General features: G+C 72.1%; 17 protein-coding genes. 12 read left to right on the forward strand and 5 right to left on the reverse strand.

Annotation, left to right across the window (positions count from 1 at the left end):
- From VF825_RS12600 to VF825_RS12620, 5 genes are all read left to right on the forward strand, one after another.
- Positions 1-485, forward strand: a 485-nt coding sequence (locus tag VF825_RS12600) for a MauE/DoxX family redox-associated membrane protein (protein ID WP_331113782.1), incomplete at its 5' end; no start/stop codon positions are given.
- 4 nt (positions 486-489) lie between these two features.
- Entirely contained in the window at positions 490-1,275 is a 786-nt protein-coding gene (locus VF825_RS12605) for a hypothetical protein (RefSeq protein ID WP_331113784.1), read from the forward strand.
- A gap of 86 nt (positions 1,276-1,361) precedes the next feature.
- Positions 1,362-1,961 (forward strand): hypothetical protein, encoded by a 600-nt coding sequence (locus VF825_RS12610; RefSeq protein WP_331113786.1) that lies wholly within the window; start codon positions 1,362-1,364, stop codon positions 1,959-1,961.
- A 59-nt stretch (positions 1,962-2,020) separates the two neighbouring features.
- Positions 2,021-2,482 (forward strand): hypothetical protein, encoded by a 462-nt coding sequence (locus VF825_RS12615; protein ID WP_331113788.1) that lies wholly within the window; start codon positions 2,021-2,023, stop codon positions 2,480-2,482.
- Complete coding sequence (locus tag VF825_RS12620; RefSeq protein ID WP_331113790.1) at positions 2,479-4,290, forward strand: hypothetical protein; 1,812 nt, start codon at positions 2,479-2,481, stop codon at positions 4,288-4,290. Before VF825_RS12615 ends, VF825_RS12620 begins: the two co-directional genes overlap by 4 nt.
- On the opposite strand, the gene VF825_RS12625 is transcribed toward VF825_RS12620, so the two are convergent.
- On the reverse strand, positions 4,200-5,723 hold the full coding sequence (locus VF825_RS12625; RefSeq protein ID WP_331113792.1) for an ADP-ribosylglycohydrolase family protein: 1,524 nt from the start codon (positions 5,721-5,723) through the stop codon (positions 4,200-4,202). The two genes, VF825_RS12620 and VF825_RS12625, sit on opposite strands and share 91 nt — an antisense overlap.
- Positions 5,724-5,805: 82 nt before the next feature.
- Here VF825_RS12625 and VF825_RS12630 point away from each other — a divergent pair, with 82 nt between their 5' ends.
- Positions 5,806-6,510 (forward strand): NUDIX hydrolase, encoded by a 705-nt coding sequence (locus VF825_RS12630; protein ID WP_331113794.1) that lies wholly within the window; start codon positions 5,806-5,808, stop codon positions 6,508-6,510.
- A gap of 34 nt (positions 6,511-6,544) precedes the next feature.
- On the opposite strand, the gene VF825_RS12635 is transcribed toward VF825_RS12630, so the two are convergent.
- The 3 genes from VF825_RS12635 to VF825_RS12645 form a co-directional block, all read right to left on the reverse strand.
- On the reverse strand, positions 6,545-7,135 hold the full coding sequence (locus VF825_RS12635) for a dual specificity protein phosphatase (protein WP_331113796.1): 591 nt from the start codon (positions 7,133-7,135) through the stop codon (positions 6,545-6,547).
- Positions 7,136-7,284: 149 nt separating this feature from the next.
- Positions 7,285-8,055: a hypothetical protein gene (locus tag VF825_RS12640; protein WP_331113798.1), complete on the reverse strand. Its 771-nt coding sequence runs from the start codon at positions 8,053-8,055 to the stop codon at positions 7,285-7,287.
- Between the two features lie 251 nt (positions 8,056-8,306).
- Positions 8,307-9,554, reverse strand: a complete 1,248-nt coding sequence (locus tag VF825_RS12645) for a DUF445 domain-containing protein (RefSeq protein ID WP_331113800.1) — start codon at positions 9,552-9,554, stop codon at positions 8,307-8,309.
- 236 nt (positions 9,555-9,790) lie between these two features.
- Between VF825_RS12645 and VF825_RS12650 the strand changes: the two genes are divergently transcribed.
- Positions 9,791-10,876, forward strand: a complete 1,086-nt coding sequence (locus tag VF825_RS12650) for a hypothetical protein (protein WP_331113802.1) — start codon at positions 9,791-9,793, stop codon at positions 10,874-10,876.
- 659 nt (positions 10,877-11,535) lie between these two features.
- On the opposite strand, the gene VF825_RS12655 is transcribed toward VF825_RS12650, so the two are convergent.
- A complete protein-coding gene (locus VF825_RS12655; protein ID WP_331113804.1) occupies positions 11,536-11,685 on the reverse strand; it encodes a hypothetical protein in 150 nt (49 codons plus the stop codon).
- Between the two features lie 850 nt (positions 11,686-12,535).
- On the opposite strand from VF825_RS12655, the gene VF825_RS12660 reads away from it, so the two are divergent.
- The 5 genes from VF825_RS12660 (at position 12,536) to VF825_RS12685 (ending at position 16,373) form a co-directional block, all read left to right on the forward strand.
- Positions 12,536-13,108 carry a dihydrofolate reductase family protein gene (locus VF825_RS12660; protein ID WP_331113806.1) on the forward strand — a complete coding sequence of 191 codons (573 nt, stop codon included), beginning with the start codon at positions 12,536-12,538 and terminating at the stop codon, positions 13,106-13,108.
- Positions 13,109-13,655: 547 nt separating this feature from the next.
- Positions 13,656-14,279 (forward strand): hypothetical protein, encoded by a 624-nt coding sequence (locus VF825_RS12665; protein WP_331113808.1) that lies wholly within the window; start codon positions 13,656-13,658, stop codon positions 14,277-14,279.
- A 782-nt stretch (positions 14,280-15,061) separates the two neighbouring features.
- Positions 15,062-15,655, forward strand: a complete 594-nt coding sequence (locus tag VF825_RS12675; RefSeq protein WP_331113810.1) for a hypothetical protein — start codon at positions 15,062-15,064, stop codon at positions 15,653-15,655.
- A 151-nt stretch (positions 15,656-15,806) separates the two neighbouring features.
- The gene (locus VF825_RS12680) at positions 15,807-16,085 is read left to right on the forward strand and encodes a hypothetical protein (protein ID WP_331113812.1); all 279 of its coding nucleotides are present in this window, start codon (positions 15,807-15,809) and stop codon (positions 16,083-16,085) included.
- A gap of 81 nt (positions 16,086-16,166) precedes the next feature.
- Entirely contained in the window at positions 16,167-16,373 is a 207-nt protein-coding gene (locus tag VF825_RS12685; protein ID WP_331113814.1) for a hypothetical protein, read from the forward strand.
- Positions 16,374-16,454: the final 81 nt, after the last annotated feature.

A 16,454-nucleotide genomic window follows, 5' to 3' on the forward strand; every position in this document is an offset into this window, starting at 1 on the left:
TGCGTGACCCGCTCCCGCTCGTGCGCGCGCTGCGCTCGGTCGGGCTCCCCATCGGCGCCACCATCGGCCGCGCCTCAGCCACCACCCGCGCGCTTGCCGCCGCCGAGGTCGTCCTCGGCATCGCCGCCATCGCCCGGCCGGCCGCCCTCACCGCCGGCCTCGTCGCGGTGGCCTACCTCGCCTTCACCGGCTTCGTCGGCCTGGCCCTCGCCCGCGGCGGCGTCATCGCGTCCTGCGGCTGCTTCGGCAAGCCCGACACCCCGCCGACACGGGCCCACCTGCTCGTCACCGCGCTGCTGGCCGGCGCCGCCGCGGCGACCGCCGTCGCGCCACCGACCGGGCTGCTCACCGCCCAGCCCGGGCAGCTCGTCACCGCCGGGTACGCCGTGCTGGTCGCCTTCCTGGCCTGGCTCGTCATCGCGGTCCTGCCCACCACCACCCCCGCCGCGGTCCGCGGTCCGCGGTCCGCCCCGCAGGAAGGATGAGCCGATGCTCGCCGCCGTGATCGCCGAGGGCGTCGCCATCGCCCTGCTGGGGCTGCTGGTGCTCGGGCTGCTGCGCAGCCACGCCCTCATCATCAAGGCGCTGCACGAGCTCGGCGCCGGCCTCGAGCTCGAGGACAGGGACCAGGACGCCAAGCAGCACAACGGTTCCGGCCCGGTCCCCGTCCAGCTCCAGCAGGGCGTCGTGCCCAACACCCGCCCGCCGAGCACGACGGCCGCCGACGTCGTGGGCACCACCCTGCACGACGAGGAGGTGAGCGTCGCCGTCTCGGCGACCGGCCGGCGTACCCTCCTGGCCTTCCTGTCCAGCGGCTGCGCCGTCTGCGCGACGTTCTGGGAGGAGCTCTCCCGCGGCCACGTCGCGGTGCCCGGTGACGCCAGCCTGCTCGTGGTCGCCAAGGGCCCGGAGGAGGAGAGCGTCACCCGCCTGCGCCAGCTCGCCGGCGACGGCCTCGACGTGGTGCAGTCCTCGGGCGCGTGGACCGACTACGGGGTCCCCGGCTCGCCCTACTTCGTCTACGTCGAGGACGGGCTCATCACCGGCGAGGGCTCCTCGACGACGTGGGCGCAGGTCGCCGACCTCATGGGCCAGGCCGTCGACGACACCGCCGAGGCGCGGCGCAAGGCCGGCCGCACCGGACCGGGACCGGTCGGCACGCACGCGCACGACCGCGACGACCTGGCCCGCATCGACCGCGAGCTGCTCGGCGCCGGCATCCACCCCGGCCACGCCAGCATGTACGCACCGCCCGACGAGGCCGACCGCGCATGAGCCCGTCTGTGGTCGCGCTTGCCGTGGGGCTGCCCATGGCCGCGGTCGCCGCCGTGCGCGCGACCTGGTCACCTTGAGGCGAGTCGATGCTCTCGAGCATCAGCCCGTTCGGTGAACGGGCCCGCGCCTCCCGCTGGTGGGTGACGGTCGTCGCCTACCTGCTCGGCTCCCTGATCGGGGGTCTCACCCTCGGCCTTCTGGCCGCCGGACTCGGCTCGCTGCTGCCCGCCGGCGTCCGCGAGTCGCCAGCAACCGCAACGGTGCTGGCCGTCCTGCTCGTGGCCGGCCTGCTCCTGGACCGCGGGGTCGCCGGTCGCCGGCTGCCCAGCTGGCGTCGGCAGGTCGACGAGAACTGGATGTCTGGCTACCGCGGCTGGGTGTACGGCGTGGGCTTCGGCACCCAGCTGGGCTTCGGCGTGGTCACGATCGTCACCAGCTCCACGGTCTACGCCACCGTGCTGCTCGCCGCCTGGTCCGGAGACGTGCGCGCCGGGGTGGCGATCGGCGCCGTCTTCGGCCTGGTCCGGGCGCTGCCGGTGCCGCTGCTGGCCCGGGTCCACGTGCGCGAGGACCTCTACCGCGTCTTCGGCGCCCTCGAGCGCTGGGGCCGCCCGGCCGACCGGCTGGCGCAGGGCGCCCTCGTCGTCGCGGCTGCTGCGCTGGCCGGCGCGGCGGGGCTGTCATGAGCGGGCTGTCATGAGGGGGTCGTCGTGAGCGGTGTCGTCACGAGAGGGGAGCTAGGGCCATGAGGCTGTCCAACCACGGCCTGTCGGTGACCGTCGGCGACGGCTGGGACCACCGCATCTTCCGCCGCACCCCGGCGGTGGGGGAGCGGACCCTGCCGATCCTGCACGCGAGCACCCGGCCGCTGCCGGCCGACCGCGGCGACTTCGGCAGCGGCGTGGTCGACCTGCTCGGCGCCGGCGACATCTTCATCTCGCTCGTCGAGTTCGAGCCGGAGCTCGCCGGCTACGGCCTGTATGCCGCGCAGGGCATGCCGCGCCTGGCCCCTTCGCAGTTCTCCCCGTCACGGCTGCAGCGCGTCTTCGGCGACCGCAGCGCCGCGCAGCACTTCTTCACCGAGCGCGGCCGGGCCTTCTGCCTCTTCGTCGTCCTGGGCAGCCACGCCCGACGGATGGCCGTGGTGCCCCGCGCGGCCCGCAAGGTGAGCCAGCTCAACGTCGACCGCGGATGGAGCCTGATGTGAGCACGCAGACCGCGCCGCAGGACGCCGGGACACCGGCCGGCAGCCAGAGCTCTACCACCCTGGATGCCGCGCAGACCGCGCTCGTCCTGGCCACCACGGCCTCCGGTCCCGCCGCCCGGCTCGTCGGGCGCGCCTCCCGGGCCCTGGGCCGGTTCAGCCGGCGCGGCTTCCTCGTCCGCACCGCCGTCGTCGGCTCGGCGCTGGTCGCCCACCCCAAGGACTACGTGCTCAGGGCGCAGGACGCCTACGCCACCATCTGCGGCCCCGGCAACACCTTCTCCGCGGGCTGGACCGTCTTCTGCTGCACCGTGAACAACGGCGTCAACGCCTGCCCGCCGGGCACGTTCAGCGCCGGCTGGTGGAAGGCCGCCGACTCCTCCTGGTGCTGCGGCGGCTACCGCTACATCGTCGACTGCAACGCCACCTGCTCCTCGTGCAGCACCGGCTGCTCGGGTGACCACATCTGCGACAGCCGCTGCTGGTCCTGCAGGTGCGGCGCCGGCCCCAGCACCACCTGCGACCAGCGCCGCCACTGCTGCAACGCCTTCCGCTACGGCCAGTGCAACACCCAGGTGAAGTGCAGCGGTGGTGTGGCGTGCCGCGTGGTGAGCTGCGTGCCGCCGTACAAGTGGGCGCAGTGCTCCACCACCACCCTCGTCGACAACCGGACCTCCGAGCACGGCGCACCCTGCCTGCAGGGGTGCGGCGCGATCCTGACCCGCTACAACGCCATGGGCGCCAACGGCTCCTACCTCGGTGGCTCGACCGGCCCCGAGCGGGCGGTGGGGGACAACAAGGGCAGGTACGTCACCTACCAGCACGGCTCGATCTACTGGACCAAGGCCACCGGCGCCCGCGCGATCTACGGCCTGGCCCGCGACACCTGGTCCCGCGTCGGTGGCCCGCGCGGGGTGCTGGGCTACCCCACGGGGGAGCGGGTCACGCACTCCGACGGCTCCTTCACCCAGGCCTTCGAGCACGGCCTGGTCGCCGACACCAGCCGCACCAAGGCCTCGGTGGTCTACGGCTGGGCCTACACGGTCTGGGCGCAGCACGGCCGGGAGGGCGGCGTCCTGGGCTACCCGAACGGCGACCGGGCCACCCGCCCCGACGGCACGTGGAGCCAGCTCTTCGAGCACGGGCTGCTCTGCGACACCCCGCACACCGTGACCTCCGTCGTCTACGGCTGGGCCTACACGGTGTGGGTGCAGCACGGCCGGGAGAACGGCGTGCTCGGCTTCCCCAACGGCGACCGGGTCACGCAGCAGGACGGCTCGTGGGCGCAGACGTTCGCCAAGGGCGTGCTCTGCGACAGCCCGCACACCAGCACGTCCGTGGTCTTCGGCGACGCCCTGAGCAAGTGGGTCGCGCTGGGCCGGGAGAAGGGCGAGCTCGGCTACCCCAAGGCCGACCGCACCACGAAGACCGACGGCTCGTGGATCCAGCTCTTCGACGGCGGTGCCGCCTGTGACAGCCCCGCCACGAGTCCGGCGGTGGTGCGCCAGCCGGTCTACACGGCCTGGGGGCAGCACGGCCGGGAGACGGGCGCGTTGGGCTACCCGAGCGCCGACCGGGTCTCCGGTGGCGACAGCCGGGGTGTGGGACAGCAGTTCGCCGGCGGCGAGGTGTGGGCGCTCACCGGCGGCGCGGCCTACGTCGTCACCGGTCGGGTGCTGGCCCAGTGGAAGGCCGACGGCGCCGAGACCGGCACCTGGGGCTACCCGGTCGGCGACGTGGTCACCGACGCCGACGGCACCGAGCACGGCGCGTTCGAGCACGGCACCATCACCGTGCCGCCTGCCGGCTGACCCAGGGCCGCGTCCCAGAGGCGGCCGTAGCCCCGGGTGCTCGGCAGCACCGTCTGTATCAAGCGCGCCGCCTCGCGCGCCTCCGCTCCCTGCCGCACGGCATACCGCAGCGCGACGCTGGGGGTGCGCTGCTCGGCGTGGACACAGTGCAGCAGCACCCGTCGGCCTTCCGCGCGCAGCAGCTCCACCGCGGCCGCCGCGTCGTCGAGCACGAAGTCCAGGTGGGCGTTGTCCGAGGGCAGGTTGCTGTCGACCAGCCACACCTCCACGTGGTCGCGGGGCGCGACGCCCGCGGCCGGGGCCTCGGCGGTGCCGAGTCGGCACAGCGAGACCACCGCGTCGACGCCGAGCTCGGCGGTGCGGCCCAGGTCGGCCAGGGTGCCGAGCAGCACGCCCGGGTCGTGCGGGTGCGGCACGGCACGGGCCGGCTCGCGGCCGGTGGCCATACGCTCGACCAGGGGCCATGACCCCTGCGGCACCCCGCCTCGTGCGGTCCGGACGCCGAGCGACACCAGGTCCCGGGCGCGCATCCCCGGCCAGCCGTGGACCTCGCGCCGCCAGCGGGCGGGCACCGCCGAGGCGCCGTAGCGCGCCCCCAGCAGTGCGCCGGCGATGGCCGCCACGGTGTCGGTGTCGTCCCCGGCGTGGACGGCTGCGACCAGCGCTCGCTGCAGGTGTGCCGGGGAGCCGTCGCCGTCGTCGGTGGAGCTGACCGCCGCCCACGCGGCCTGCAGCGCCCTGACGGTGAAACCGTTGGGGGAGAACGCCTTTGGCTCCGCGCCGGTCGCCTCGTCGATCCACGCCGCCCACTGGCCACGGCGCACTGCGGGCAGCAGGTCGAGCCCGGAGACCAGGTCGAACCGGCCCTCCAGCACGGCCACCCGCACCGCCTCTGACCACAGGACGCACGAGTCCTCGGCCAGCGGGTCGGCGTGAGTGAGCTCCGCGAGGGCGCGGGCCGTGGTGGCGGTGGCCTCCCGCGAGCCCAGCCGGGTCAGGCCCACCACGCCGGTGCGCATCAGGGCGCCGTTGCCGGCGGTGCGCCCGGTCCGTGCGTGCAGCCGCTCCGAGGCCTCGCGCAGCCGACGCGCGGCCGGGCCGTCCCAGCGGCCGGCCTCGGTCAGCACGAGCCGGGTCTGGGTGCCGACGTCACTGGCGCCGAGGCGCAGCCACCCCTCGAACGCGGCGGCGACCTCGTCCTGCGCGGTGGGGGAGGTGAGGTCGCCGCGGGCGGCAACCCGCGCGATACACAGCGACATCTGCGTGTCGTCGCTCCACTCGCCGGGGGCGTAGGGCCCCAGGCCGCCGCCGACCATCCGCGGCTCACCGGCCGGGGGAGCGGCGAACTCGTAGGGCACCCCGAGCGCGTCCCCGCAGGCCTGCGTCAGCAGCACTCCCGCCGCCCGGTCACACTGTCCCGTCGTCAGCTCCATGCCGACCTCCTCCCTCTATGTCGTCAGCATGACGATAAATTGATCGGGTGACTAACGTCAAGGTGACGATTAGAGTGCCGGCATGGCCTACGACCCGGACGCCTTCCCGCCCTTCGCCGTGACGGCGGACCTCGTCGTCCTCACCTTGCGCGAGCAGGCCCTGCACGCGCTGCTCGTGCGTCGTGGTGGCAAGCCGTATGCCGGCCGGTGGGCGCTGCCGGGCGGCTTCGTCCAGGTCGACGAGGACCTCGAGGACGCGGCCTACCGCGAGCTCGCGGAGGAGGCCGGGGTCGGCCGGGGCGACGTGGTGCTGGACCAGCTGCGGACCTACGGCGCGCCGCGCCGCGACCCGCGGATGCGCGTGGTCACCGTGGCCTGGCTGGCGTTGGGTGCCGACCTGCCCGACCCGCGTGCCGGCAGCGACGCCGCCGACGCCCGCTGGTGGCCGGTGGCCGAGCTGCTCGCCGACCCGAAGCGGCTGGCCTTCGACCACGCGCAGATCCTGGCCGACGGGGTGGAGCGGGCCCGGGCCAAGCTGGAGTACTCCACCCTCGCGACGGCGTTCTGCCCGGCCGAGTTCACCGTCGGGGAGCTGCGTGCCGTCTACGAGGCGGTCTGGGGCGCGCCGCTGGACCCGCGCAACTTCCACCGCAAGGTCACCGGTGCCCAGGGTTTCCTGGTCGAGACGGGGGAGCGGACCACCCGAGGCGGCGGCCGTCCGGCGATGCTCCACCGCGCCGGCCGGGCCAGTGCGCTGACCCCGCCGATCCTGCGCCCGACCGCCTGAGCAGGCTGCGCGCCGCGGCCCCGGGCCCGCTGAGTCAGCCGGTGTTCTCGGCCTGGCGGATGCCGCGGATGACCGAGACCACGTCGAGGTCGTTGCGCTCGCGCCACTCCGTCAGGCGCTTGAGGTCCCTGGCGAGCTCGCGCCGCCCGTGCCCGGCGCGGGTGTGGTGCCAGCGCAGGGCGTCCCGCGCGTAGTCGATGTAGGCGATCGGGCGCGCGGCCCGGATCGCGTCGAGCGCCTCGACCGGGTCCCAGCCCTGGGCCAGCAGCACGGCGAAGCCCAGCGACGGGCCGCGGTTGATGCCCATGTGGCAGTGGGTCAGGACGACGTGGGCCGGGTCGGCCTCCCATGCCTCCAGGGCCCAGCCGACACCCGTGTCGAACCACTCCGCCGCCACCCGCTGCCCGTCGTCGTCCATGCCGTGGTGCAGGTAGCGGACCTGGGGCGCGTAGGCGGCCACGAAGTCCTCGTCGCTCCACTCCACCCGCACGTCGATGATGTGGCTGACCCGGAGATCGACGAGCTCCTGCAGCTGGGCGCGGGCCACGTGCTCACGCCAGTCGAGGTCACCGCCGACGGCGAGGCGGTCGGTCACGAAGCTGATGTTGGCGGGGTTCGGTGGCACGAGGGCTCCCGGTCGGGGACGAGGGTCGTCCCCCCAGTGTGGTCCCCATGCTGGTTCCCGTCAGGTCCCGCCCCCTGATCGGGCCCGGACACGGCGCTGCCGGCCTGCTCGGGTGAGCGGGCCGGCAGCGACCGGGTGGCGAGCTGGTGTCAGCCGCCGAGAGCCGTCTTGACGACCGCGACGTCGGCCTTCGCCGCAGCCAGGGCGACGTCGCCGGGGGCGAGGGCGGTGTGGGCCGCCTGGACCGCGGCGACCAGGTCGGTGTGCGACGCGGTCGGGCTCACCGCGAGGATCGTCGTGACCGCGGTGGCGGCGTTGGTGGCGTTGGCCGACAGTGCGGCCACCTGCGTGGCCAGGTCTGCGAGGGCCGCGGTCGCGGCGGTGGTGTCGGTGCCGGCGGTGGCCGCGGCGAGCTTGACCTGCAGGTCCGCAGCCTCCTGGGTCAGCGCCGCCGGGGCCGCCTCCTGGGCGTCGGCCAGCCGGACCACGGCGTCCTGAGCGCCGGCCACCTGCGAGGTCCGCACGGCCGCCACGACGAGGTTGTGCAGGCTGGTCCGGCTCGTGGCCGTCCCCACTGCGGCGGTGTCGGCGGCGAGGGCGTCCAGCGCCTGCTGCGTGGCGGCGGTCAGGGCGGCCCGGTCGGTGGTGTTGAGCTTCGTGTTGGCCTTCTCCCTGGCCAGCAGCCGGGTGAGCGAACGGGTCTGGGCCGCGATGGCTGCGGTCGTGCCCTTGCGCTGCCCGGCGAGCGGGTCGGCCTTGCCGTGCCCGTGGCTCTTGGTCGTGGCGTGCGCGTGGCTCGTGGCCTTGCCCTGCGCATGGTGGCCGCCCGCGGTGTGCGGCGCGGCCAGGGCGGTTGCGGGAACGGTGACCGAGGCCAGGCCGGCGAGGGCGGCAGCGGCGCACAGGGAGGTGAGGCGCATGGAGGGGACCTTTCGGCAGGACGACCGTGGGCGCTGGACGGCCCCGCCGGTCGCAGGTGGGTGTGCTCGGCCGGATCTGGCGGCCTCAGGATCGAAGGCCGTCGATGTCCGTCCGCCGATGACGGTAGGGAGGCAGCGAGCCGGCCCGGGACACGGTTTACCCAACGCAGACCAACTGGTGCCGAGGTCCTTGCCCACCGTTCAGGTGGTGTGCAGGCGCAGCCCAGCCGTCGTGTGGTCGGGGTCTCCGGTCAGGCCAGCGTCGCCACCGTGTGGATCAGCAGGCCGGCCAGGCCGCCGACGATGGTGCCGTTGATCCGGATGAACTGCAGGTCACGTCCGACGTGCAGCTCGATCCGCTCGGCCGCCTCCTTGCCGTCCCAGCGCTGGATGGTCGTGGAGATGATCGCCGTGATCTCGTGGCCGTAGGTGTTGACCAGGTGGGCCAGCGCGTCACCGGCATACGCGTCGAGCCGCGCCCGCAGCGCCTCGTCCACGGCCACGCGCTCGCCGAGCCGGGCGACCTCCTCGGTGAGCCGCCGTCGCAGCAGCCCGTGCTCGTCGCGCAGGGCCGCCGACAGCGACGTACGCAACGTGCGCCACACTGCCACGACCGACTCGCCGACCTGCGGGTGGGTGAGCAGCCGCACCTTGAGCGCCTCGGCCCGCTCCATCGTCCCCTCGTCGTGCTGCAGGTCCTCGGCCAGCTGGGCCAGCAGGTCGTCCAGTGCCTGCCGCACCCGGTGGTCAGGGTCGTCGCGCACGTCGGCAAGCCACGCCACGACCTCCCGGTGCACCCGGCCGGCCACCCGGTCGTCGACCCACTGCGGGGTCCACCAGGGCGCGCGCTCCTCCACGATGCCGATGACGGTGCCCGCGTTGTCGACCAGCCAGTCGTGCGCCTCGGCGACGGCGAGGTCGACCAGCCCGTGGTGCGAGCCGTCGGCCACCACCCCCTCGAGCAGGTGCCCGAGCACGGCGCTGACCGGCTCCTCGACCAGGCTGGGCAGCACCGCCTGCTCGACCACCGCGCGCACGTCCGCCACGTCCACCCGGGCCAGCGCCCGGTCCACGAGGACCGACCCCTCCGCGACGACCCGGGCGCTGTGCTCGGGCTCGCTGAGCCAGCGCCCGACCCGCCGGGTCACGTCCGCCGCCGCGTAGCGCTCCCGCGCCGCCTCGGCGGTGAGGAAGTGGGTGCTGACGAACTCCTCCAGGCTCTGGCCGAGTGCGTCCTTGCGGTTGGGGATGATCGCGGTGTGCGGCACCGGCAGGCCCAGCGGGTGCCGGAACAGCGCGGTCACCGCGAACCAGTCGGCCAGCGCACCGACCATCGCCGCCTCGGCGGTGGCGTTGACGTAGCCCCACGCCCCGCCCCGGTGCAGGGTCGCCACGAACACCGCCGCGGCGAGGACCAGCAGCCCCAGCGCCAGCAGCCGCATCCGCCGCAGCGCGCGTCGCCGGTTCAGTTCGGCAGCCTCGGGAGCCAGGGTCGTCATGCCCCGATCCTGCCCGACGCCGGGTCTGCCCGCCGCGCGCCCACGCGCCCGGAACGGGTATGCCGGGTGCCTCACCCGAGGTGCGGCACCCGGCATACCGGCCATCTTTGCCGCACCTTTGCCTGCCGTTGACTAACCCGGCGCCAGGAGCCTCGTTGACCCCGTGACCGCCGACGGCGGCCGAACGTCACTGCAACGAAAGGCTCCTCGTGACCTTCACCAGGAACGACTCCGCCATGCCCCGACGCTGGCGGGCCCGGGCGCTCGCGTCGCTCGGCGCCTCCGTCCTCGCAGCAGGGCTGCTCCCGGTCGCCGCGAATGCCGCCACCGCGCCGGCCCCCGGCGGCCCCGGCGACGCGCTGGACCACCCTTACCGCCACGGCGTGGTGCAGACGCTCGGCGCGAGCGTGCCGAACCTGGGGCTGAACAACCTGGCGTACGGCGGCGGCACCGGTGGGGTCGGCGTCACGACGGGTGCACCGAAGGTCTACCTGGTCTTCTGGGGTTCGCAGTGGGGGACCCCGGGCACGGACGCCCAGGGCAACACCACGCTCACCGGCGACCCCCAGGGCACCGCCCCCATCCTGCAGGGGTTCTTCAAGGGCCTCGGCACCGGCAGCGAGACCTGGTCGGGGGTCATGACCCAGTACTGCGAGGGCGTCACCCAGGGCAGCACCACGTGTTCGGCCGGGTCGGCGCACGTGGGCTACCCGACCGGCGGTGCGCTGGCGGGTGTCTGGGCCGACACCTCAGCCGCTGCTCCGGCGCAGGCCACCGGCAACCAGATCGGCGCCGAGGCGGTCAAGGCCGCCGGCCACTTCGGCAACACCACCGCGGCCTCGAACCGCAACGTGCAGTACGTCGTGCTCTCGCCCACCGGGACGAAGCCGGACGGCTTCAACACGCCCACCTCGCAGTTCTGTGCGTGGCACGACTACACCGGTGACGCCACGCTGTCCGGTGGCGCCGTCAGCTCGCCGTACGGCCCGCTGGCCTTCACCAACGAGCCCTACGTCACCGACATGGGCTCGAGCTGTGGTGCCAACTTCGTCAACTCCGGCCCGAGCGGCGTCACCGACGGCGTCACCATCGTCGAGGGTCACGAGTACGCCGAGACGATCACCGACCAGTTCCCGGCCGGCGGCTGGACCGACCTGACCGGCTACGAGAACGGCGACAAGTGCGCCTGGATCTCCTCCGGCCAGGGCGCCGCAGCCAACATCACCCTGACCACCGGCAGCTACCCGGTGCAGTCCACCTGGGCCAACGACTTCAACAGCGGGCAGGGCGGCTGCGAGATCAGCCATCCGACGGTGAGCTGACGCACCGGCCAGTAGACCTCACAGATGGAGGGCCCGGTTCTCGGTCCGGGCCCTCCGTCGTGCCGAGACCTTGGGGCCTCAGGACGCGGGGGCGGCCCTGGTGACCCAAGAACTCATGAGCAGGCGCCAAACAGGTATCGTGCGCCTGAGCCTGCCGAGCTTGCTCGCCCGAGTCGATCGTGCTCGAGGTTGTCGAACATCTCCGGCCTACGTGATCTGGGACACTGCGCGGCCCGGCAAGCCAACCCTCTTGGCGGTCCACCGAGTTGGTGCAGCCACCTTGGTGCTGGCCGCGGTAGTGGCGCGGCATACTCGATGCTGCCCTCCCCCAGAGGGCGGTGGAGAGTCGGTGGTTATGGCTGTCTCCGAACTCGGCGCGCATCGACCGCGTGTCCCGAGCGCGTGTCGCGGTCGCGAAGGTGCGGAGCCGAGGTCTTTGCCTGGAGCGCGGCCGAGCATTCGTGTGCGTCACGCGGGCACTGCCGTGTTCGGCTGCGGGGGGCAACCTGCCCGGCCCGCGCGGAGCAACATCCGTGCTGCCACTGACGTTGCCGGACTCAGACCCTCCCGGCCCGGTCGGCGCGGCAGGGGCTGTCATTTCCGGAGTCGGTCGGCTCGACCGCCATGGCCTCGTCTCCGGACTTCACCACTTCCGACACCTAGACGGTCCGATGGCTGTCGCGGTGTCGACGCACCCAATGCATCAACGCCTCCGGGATGAGCAGGACGATGGCTGCCCCGGCCATGAGGACGATCAGCGCGAGCATCAAGCCGACCGAGGCGACGACGATCCCATCCACAAACGCCATCACGACCACCCGTTGCCCTTGCCCCGTGCCACCACCAGGTGATCAGGCTCCCGCGGTGCCACCTCACGGGCGTCCTCCCGGCGGGATGATGTTCCGGCCCGACGCGGGTCAGGCCGTGCCGCGGCGGTGTCGATGGTGGTGCCGCCGACGCCCGGGCAGGCCACGGACCGGAAGGTCAGCAGCACCCTCGCCAGATCCTTCGCTTTGCACGGCGACCGCCCATCCATACCGGACCGCCAGCGGGTCAGCGCTCGGCCCGTGGGCCACGACGCTGAGCAGGACGGTGACCGCGATGACCCCCCGACGGCCGAGTCGGCCGCGGCCCCGACCTGCTGGGCGGGGCGCCGACGCTGAACCCAAGCGCGGATCCTGAGCGTCTGCTGGAAGTCCCGGCGACCCCTGCCCGCACGGGCGACGGAAGGGCACGGCCCGCCCCGACGGCCGGACTGCGGCTCGACGGTAAGCGTCAACTCGCGACAGCGCAGTCCGCCAAGCCGATCTGTCCTCGACCGGCGGGGACCATCGTCTGCGCTCGGCGACGGGAGCCCATCCCTGTTGGCGGCGGGTCAGGCCTGGAGGGTGACATCGTGGGCGCCGGCAGGGTCCCGCCGCCGCGGAGCACGACGTCCGGGGTGGGCTTGCGCGTGCCCGGGCAGGGTGGGGTCGGGTTGGGCTTGCGGTAAGCGCGGAGACTAACACCGCGAAACGCATCGGTGCTGTGCCGGACCGGAGGCAGCGACCGCGGACGATCTATCAGTTGTTCTGCCGCCCAAGTCACGATCTACTTACTGCAGGCGCGCTCGGCGAAGCAGGCCCACCCGGGACAGGACTCGACACCGAGGTGACATCAATGCGCACTCTGAACAGCACCGCCTTCATTTCCGTTGACGGTGTCGTCGAGGCCCCGGGGGGAGAGCCCGGCTACAGGAACTCTGGATGGACCTTCAAGGACGTCGAGTTCCTCCCCGAGGCGTACGAGATCAAGACCCGGGAGCAGAAAGAAGCGACCGCGATGCTGCTGGGCAGGGTCAGCTACCAGGCGTTCAGTCCCGTCTGGCCGGCCATGAACGAATTCGCCGACTACAAGCTGATGCCGAAGTACGTCGTCTCCGGTTCGCTCACCGAAAGCGAGCTCGTTCCGAACTGGGGCGAGACGACGATCATCCGCTCGCTTGACGATGTCGCTGCCTTGAAGGAGACCACGGGCGGCCCGATCATCGTCCACGGCAGCGCCACCTTGAACCAAGGCCTCTCGGACGCCGGACTCATAGACCGATACCACCTACTCGTCTTCCCGCTGTTGCTCGGAGCAGGCAAGCGTCTGTTCAGCGCCACCGACAAGGACGCCCAGAAGTTGAACCTTGTGGAACACGCGGTCTACGCCAACGGCATCCAGCTAAACGTCTTCGACGTCGTCCGCTGAAGTGGGGGCGGTGAAACCTGGAGCCGCGTCAGCCGAGTCGGTGGGGAAGTCTCGCCTGCTGAGAACCCGGAGGCGCTGCTGTGCTCGTGCGCTCGGAGCTCGTGGCACCCACGACCACCTGAGCTCGCGGCGACCGTCGACGGTCCCCCGGGAGCAGCCTGGCCGCGACCCCGCCCGTTTTCCCCAGGAGCTGGCGCCCCCCGACGTGACGGAGGTCAGCTCGTCCATCGGGGCGGTGGGTGCGTGACGCAAGACTGCGGTCACGGTCAAAGGCGAACGGCTACAGCTCGCCCCATTCACAGGGCCTGACACCGGGAAGCCCACGTCCCTCTGGCCCTCGCGCCGATGCGGCAGCGGCAGCCTTGAGCCAGAGAAGAACCCCGCCTGGATGGGTGGATGAACCCGCCCCAACTCCCCTTGACCAGCGTGATGAGGCGCAGGCGGACGCTTGCCAGTGGCCGTAGGTCCTTACCGCACGTTGAGTGCCAGAGGAGCGTGGACGGATGGGCGGTGCCCGCCTGGGGCCGCCTCAACGGAGGAGTTCGCCATGTATGCACGCACCACCATCATCCAGGGGGACCCGGCCAGGATCGACGCCGGGATCGCGCACGTCCGTGACCAGATCTTCCCGGCAGTCACCGCGATGACGGGGGGCGCCGGGATGTCGCTGCTGGTGCAGCGCGCCAATGGCCGCTGCATCGCCACGACCGCCTGGGAGTCGGAGGCTGCGCTGAAGGCCAGCGCCGAGCCGGTACGCGCCCTGCGTGCCTCCGCGGAGCAAGTATTCGGGGCGGGCACCAGCGTGGTGGACGCGTGGGAAGTCGCGGCGATGCACCGCGACCACCCCACCGGCGAAGGGGCCTGCGCAGTGGTCACCTGGCTGCGCGCTGACCCCAGCAACACGGACCGAGCCATAGACGTCTACAAGATGGCTGTCCTGCCGAAGTACGAGGAGCTCGATGGGTTCTGCAGCGCCAGCATGCTCATCAACCGCCAGACCGGGCGGCGAGTAGGGACAATCATCTTCGACAGCAGCCAGGCTCTGGCGGCCGGCCGTGACGCCATAGCGCGTATCCGCGAGGCCGGGGTCCAAGAAAGCGGGTCGACGGTCGAGGACGTCGCTGAGATGGAGCTCGCGTTCGCGCATCTGCATGTCCCCGAGATGGCCTGACCCGGGCCTTGGCGGCCAATCGGAAGCCGTCGCTGCTCCCCGCCCCTCCTGATCCGCTTGTCCTCTGCCAGGAATGGCGGGGCAGACTGCTGCGCCCAGAAAGGCTGGACACGCGCCTTTGGGTGAGAGTCTTCGCTGAACTCGATGGTCACCGGTTGACCGCTGGCCCCGGTTGACCGCTGTGCCCGGCGCTCGAAACGGTCACGGCCGCAACAAGGAGTAGCCGCTGCGGTGCCTACCGCAGGCGGAGTTAGCAGCCCGAAAGTGACCGGGACGGAGGCCAGGACGGCGACGTGGGGCCAGGGGGTCGTGCGGTAGCCGATCACGAGACCTGCGACGGCCAGACGCTGGTCTCGGAGCCGGCGGCACAGGCGCGCCGGCCGGCGGGGCTCGAGCGAACACCACATCCATGAGGCGGACGCGCTCGTCGCTCAAACCAATCGTCGCTCGGCACTCAGAGAACCCGGAAAGGCGCCGAGGTTGGGCCACCCCATTTGCACGCGTCGGGGGCCCGGCCTACGCAATGGATGACCAGACGGCCATCAAGGTTGTCGACGACACTGTTGAGGTCGTCTCCGAGGGAAAGTGGAGGCTGTTCCCTTGAATGCCCCGGTCGGTGCGCGGCGTCGCGCAGCGTCCCGCTCCTGACGCTGCCGGGACGGGACGCCCGACCATGCCGCCGGTAGGAACACGCGGAACTGCCGCTGTCCGTAAGGGAAAGCCTTGAAGGCCCCTGCTGGGTTGTCGTGGACGCCTGGACCCATTTGAGACATGCTGCGCGCATGCTTGAGCGCTTCCTCGGGATCTACGAGGTGACGGATGGGCCACCTCTGGCCCCGATCGCATCCTCGACGCCTAACGCCCTTCGCGAAGGCGCCGGTGGGCGCACGTTCAGTGATGGCCTCTACCGCGTCCACACGCCTGAGTCGGCTCGTCTGGCGTCGGACCTCATCGACGTCGCCTACCCCGACGCTCCCAGTCACGGTCAGCCGTTCGGCTTTGACTGGCTGGGTCGGCAGTTCTGCACGGTCCACGGCGAAGAAGACCCCACTGCACTCCTTTTCGAACCGGGGACTGGCGAATGGCTTGAGATCCCGATCCCATTCAGCGCCCTGCACGACGAGGAGCTCGTCGACTATGCAGACGCCGCCCTCGCTCGGGACTTCTTCGCAGCATTCCTGCCCACGGTCGGCGAACCGCTGCTGTTCTCGCAGTGCGCCGGCTACGTGACTCCACTGTTCCTCGGCGGCCTCGATGGCATTGCCAACCTTGAGGTCACCGACCTCGAGAGCTACTGGCACGTCGCCGGACAGCTGCGCCTTCAAACGCTGAACCTCCAACCCGGGACCGGGATAGGAAGAATTGAGCTTTCCTGAAGGGCGTCGTCGAACGTACTGACATGCCGCGGTGAGTGCGGTGATACTGCCGCGGGTTGGTGCCTTGGTAGGGCCGCCTTGCCGGATCTGGTTCCCTTCCGTGTCGAGAGTGGCTCCAGTTTGACGGGTCCGCACTGGCAGGATCGCTGGCGTGGCAACCGTGGAGTTTCCGATTGCGCTTCGGGCGCGTGCTGAGTTCAGGACGACGCTCTTCGGTCGCAAGAAGCAGGTGTTCCGCTACGACGCTCTCTTCGACGACGGTCGCGTCGCACAGGACGTGGACGCCGGTGCCGCTCTGGAGAGCGGCCGGTTCCCCGCCGATGCCTGGGCGACCCGCCGCGCCGCTGAAGCTGCCTGCCCAGGCGTCGGAGTCGGCCCATGGGTCGAGTACGCCACTGGACGCCTCCTCGATGGTCCGGCCGCAGGTTGACTCTCGCTGCAAGGAGCGGTGAGCTGCATTCAGTTGGCCACAGCTGCGACGCCTGCTGCGCCCCCACTTAGTCTGAGCTGCGTGGACAAGCCGGTTCAGTGGATGACTGTCGATGAGCTGCGCGACGAGGCCGACCGTACCCGCCCGGCGTGGGAACATCAGCGGGTCGACGTAGGGGCGTTCCTCGAGACGGGGGAGCTGCCCGAGATGTCGCCGGCGGCGCGTCGGCACCAAGTGGTGCTCGACGAGCTGTCGCGGCGGGCCTCGCAGGAGCCCGCGGCGGGCTAGCGCTGGGTCGCAGGTGGGCCAGGTCGACCAGGGCACCGCACGGGAGGCAGATGCCGCGCTCGTCGCGCCCCGGCCACTCCC

It is taken from the genome of Oryzihumus sp., from assembly GCF_036391795.1.
GTDB lineage: Bacteria > Actinomycetota > Actinomycetes > Actinomycetales > Dermatophilaceae > Oryzihumus.

Bases quoted from the DNA above. Each gene is read 5' to 3' on its own strand.
- VF825_RS12605 (WP_331113784.1), top strand. From the start codon at position 490: ATGCTCGCCGCCGTGATCGCCGAGGGCGTCGCCATCGCCCTGCTGGGG.
- VF825_RS12610 (WP_331113786.1), top strand. From the start codon at position 1,362: ATGCTCTCGAGCATCAGCCCGTTCGGTGAACGGGCCCGCGCCTCCCGC.
- VF825_RS12615 (WP_331113788.1), top strand. From the start codon at position 2,021: ATGAGGCTGTCCAACCACGGCCTGTCGGTGACCGTCGGCGACGGCTGG.
- VF825_RS12625 (WP_331113792.1), bottom strand. From the start codon at position 5,723: ATGGAGCTGACGACGGGACAGTGTGACCGGGCGGCGGGAGTGCTGCTG.
- VF825_RS12630 (WP_331113794.1), top strand. From the start codon at position 5,806: ATGGCCTACGACCCGGACGCCTTCCCGCCCTTCGCCGTGACGGCGGAC.
- VF825_RS12640 (WP_331113798.1), bottom strand. From the start codon at position 8,055: ATGCGCCTCACCTCCCTGTGCGCCGCTGCCGCCCTCGCCGGCCTGGCC.
- VF825_RS12645 (WP_331113800.1), bottom strand. From the start codon at position 9,554: ATGACGACCCTGGCTCCCGAGGCTGCCGAACTGAACCGGCGACGCGCG.
- VF825_RS12650 (WP_331113802.1), top strand. From the start codon at position 9,791: ATGCCCCGACGCTGGCGGGCCCGGGCGCTCGCGTCGCTCGGCGCCTCC.
- VF825_RS12655 (WP_331113804.1), bottom strand. From the start codon at position 11,685: ATGGCGTTTGTGGATGGGATCGTCGTCGCCTCGGTCGGCTTGATGCTC.
- VF825_RS12660 (WP_331113806.1), top strand. From the start codon at position 12,536: ATGCGCACTCTGAACAGCACCGCCTTCATTTCCGTTGACGGTGTCGTC.
- VF825_RS12665 (WP_331113808.1), top strand. From the start codon at position 13,656: ATGTATGCACGCACCACCATCATCCAGGGGGACCCGGCCAGGATCGAC.
- VF825_RS12675 (WP_331113810.1), top strand. From the start codon at position 15,062: ATGCTTGAGCGCTTCCTCGGGATCTACGAGGTGACGGATGGGCCACCT.